The sequence below is a fragment of the Microcoleus sp. MON1_C5 genome, from assembly GCF_036701875.1.
In the GTDB taxonomy this organism is placed as follows: Bacteria; Cyanobacteriota; Cyanobacteriia; order Cyanobacteriales; family Microcoleaceae; genus Microcoleus.
This window is the reverse complement of record NZ_JAUBRN010000060.1, coordinates 1-2,722: the sequence shown is the minus strand read 5'-3', so window position 1 is coordinate 2,722 and position 2,722 is coordinate 1. Positions and strand designations below refer to the sequence as shown.

Annotated in this window: 2 protein-coding genes; both read left to right on the top strand. The window is 42.8% G+C overall.

Annotated features, from left to right (window positions below):
* Positions 1–527 precede the first annotated feature (527 nt).
* Positions 528–1,868: a leucine-rich repeat domain-containing protein gene (locus QUA71_RS23390; RefSeq protein ID WP_333288697.1), complete on the top strand. Its 1,341-nt coding sequence runs from the start codon at positions 528–530 to the stop codon at positions 1,866–1,868.
* Between the two features lie 295 nt (positions 1,869–2,163).
* Positions 2,164–2,328, top strand: coding sequence for a hypothetical protein (locus QUA71_RS23385; RefSeq protein ID WP_333288695.1), 165 nt, complete (start codon positions 2,164–2,166; stop codon positions 2,326–2,328).
* The last annotated feature ends 394 nt before the right edge of the window (positions 2,329–2,722 follow it).

Genomic DNA, 2,722 nt, shown 5'->3' with positions numbered 1-2,722 from the left:
TGGGTATACTGAGCTCATGTTGGAACAGCTTACACCATAAGCTATTTAGGATAAAAGCCATAAACCAAACAATCTCTCTCAAATCTTGAGTGGTGTAATTTGGAGTGGAAAAAATGGGTATACTGAGCTCATGTTGGAACAGCTTACACCATAAGCTATTTAGGATAAAAGCCATAAACCAAACAATCTCTCTCAAATCTTGAGTGGTGTAATTTGGAGTGGAGAAAATGGGTATACTGAGCTCATTTTGGAACAGCTTACACCATAAGCTATTTAAGATAAAAGCCCTGAATCAAACAATTTTTTTCAAATCTTGAGTGGTGTAAGTTGGAGTAAAGAAAATGGGTATACTGAGCTCATGTTGGAACAGCTTACACCATAAGCTATTTAAGATAAAAGCCCTGAACCAAACACTCTCTGTCAATGCCAAGGGTTTGTACCACGGTTTCAAGAACGTCGGGCTAAAGTCAGCTAAAGTGTTGGCGATATCTTTATTTTTGACATCTACCACATTTTAGGAGATGCTAATGAATTACTCCCAATTGATGAAATTGACTTCGATAGGATTGGTCAGCATTCTGTTAGTGGGAATATGGGGTCAGTCGCAAATTAGTAGAAATGAACTTTTCTCATGGCTCGTGCAGAAACAACGGGGCGATAGTGAAGGGACATTTGCTAATTGGTGTCACAAAAAGGCTTCTTTGAGTCCTGAAACTAAACATACTGTTGAGGTGTTGTTGAAGAAAGCGGGAACTACTGAGTGCAAGGCGGCTGATCAACAACTTTCGAGTCTCACGAAACTAAAGCTCGACAAAAATCAAATCCGTGACATCAAACCGCTAGCATCTTTGACTCACTTGGATTGGCTCTCCCTCGACAACAATCAAATCAGCGACATCAAACCGCTAGCATCATTGACTAAACTGAATTACCTCGCTCTCACCCACAATCAAATCAAGGACATCAAACCGCTAACATCATTGACTAAACTGAATTACCTCGCCCTCACCCACAATCAAATCAAGGACATCAAACCGCTAGCATCCTTGACTACATTGACTCAGCTCTGGCTTGACAAAAATCAAATCCGTGACATCAAACCGCTAGCATCATTGACTAAACTGAATTACCTCTCCCTCGACAGCAATCAGATCGGGGATATCCAACCGCTAGCATCATTGACTAAACTGAATTACCTCTCCCTCAACAGCAATCAGATCGGGGATATCCAACCGCTAGCATCATTGACTAAACTGAATTACCTCTCCCTCAACAGCAATCAGATCGGGGATATCACACCGCTAGAATCCTTGACTAAACTGAATTACCTCTGGCTCGACAAAAATCAAATCCGTGACATCAAACCGCTAGAATCCTTGACTAACCTGACTTCGCTCTTCCTCGACAACAATAAAATCAGTGACATCAAACCGCTAGAATCCTTGACTAACCTGAATTGGCTCAACCTTAACAACAATAAAATCAGTGACATCAAACCGCTAGAATCCTTGACTAACCTGACTAGGCTCAACCTTAACAACAATAAAATTAAGGACATCAAACCGCTAGCATCTTTAGGCTTCTCTCATAATTCTTGTGGGGTAGACATCCTGGCTGTCGTTAACAGGCTTTTTGGGAGGTGTCTCTTGACTAAGCTGACTGTACTCGATCTCCACAACAATCAAATCAGCGACATCAAACCGCTAGCATCTTTAACTAACCTGACCGATCTCAACCTCAACAACAATCAAATCAAGGACATTAAACCGCTAGCATCCTTGACTAAACTGACCGCTCTTTACCTCAGCAAAAATTTGAGCGCACCCAAGACTTGTCCTCTCCAGCCAGAGTCTATCTGTAATTGGTAACAAGAACGTAGCTCTTAAAACTTGAGAGTTCAGAAAATTAGAGTATCCCCAACTAGAACAAGGTTTTGGAGCGAGTGGGAAATTACCCTATCCCCGCCTAAAGCTCCCCAGCGGGATTTTTACGACTGGCCGCCATTGTCTTCTTCGTAGTCACAATTAAAAAATCGGCCATCGGAAAAATAGTCGCCTGCCCGTCCGGCTGAGGACACCAAAAACTCGTGTGTCACGCGCTTGAAACTACTGGGTGTTCTTGCTAGAATAGTTGAAACGCTTGACACAAGGGATTCAATTTATTATGCCTAACCCTAAAGGACACGAAGATTCAATCAAAAATTCCCGCTTTAAAGCTGCTTGGCAGAGCGGTCCGACTCGCACTATTCGAGTTCCGATCGCCCTGGCTGACGCTACTCTCGACTATGCCCGACAACTTGACAACACAATCGAACCGCGTGACACATGAGATAGGTGTGGTGGTTCCGAAGTAGAAAAGAAACAGGTCTTATCGCGTGACACAGGCGTTTCAATTGACGAGGTGAAGCGATTAAAGGGTGAATGTAAGCGACTTCAAAATTTAGTGAGTGACATGAGGATTGAACTGTACCATACCCGACGCCCTGAAATGGAGCTACCAGAGGCTGCTGATTTATTAAACAGGCTAAAAGCCAAGTGTAAGAAATCAACCGCAACACTCGCAGACATTGAGACAATTTTAGAGATGATTGAAGGGTAAACCCCAAAAGGAATTAGGGATCAGAACGGGCTAAACAAGTGCTACAATTTAACCCTCTTTTGTCACTCTACGCAGAGGAAAACGTGCCATAAGGGATATTGAGGTTTTGAAAAATTGAACGAGT

Bases quoted from the DNA above. Each gene is read 5' to 3' on its own strand.
- QUA71_RS23390 (WP_333288697.1), top strand. From the start codon at position 528: ATGAATTACTCCCAATTGATGAAATTGACTTCGATAGGATTGGTCAGC.
- QUA71_RS23385 (WP_333288695.1), top strand. From the start codon at position 2,164: ATGCCTAACCCTAAAGGACACGAAGATTCAATCAAAAATTCCCGCTTT.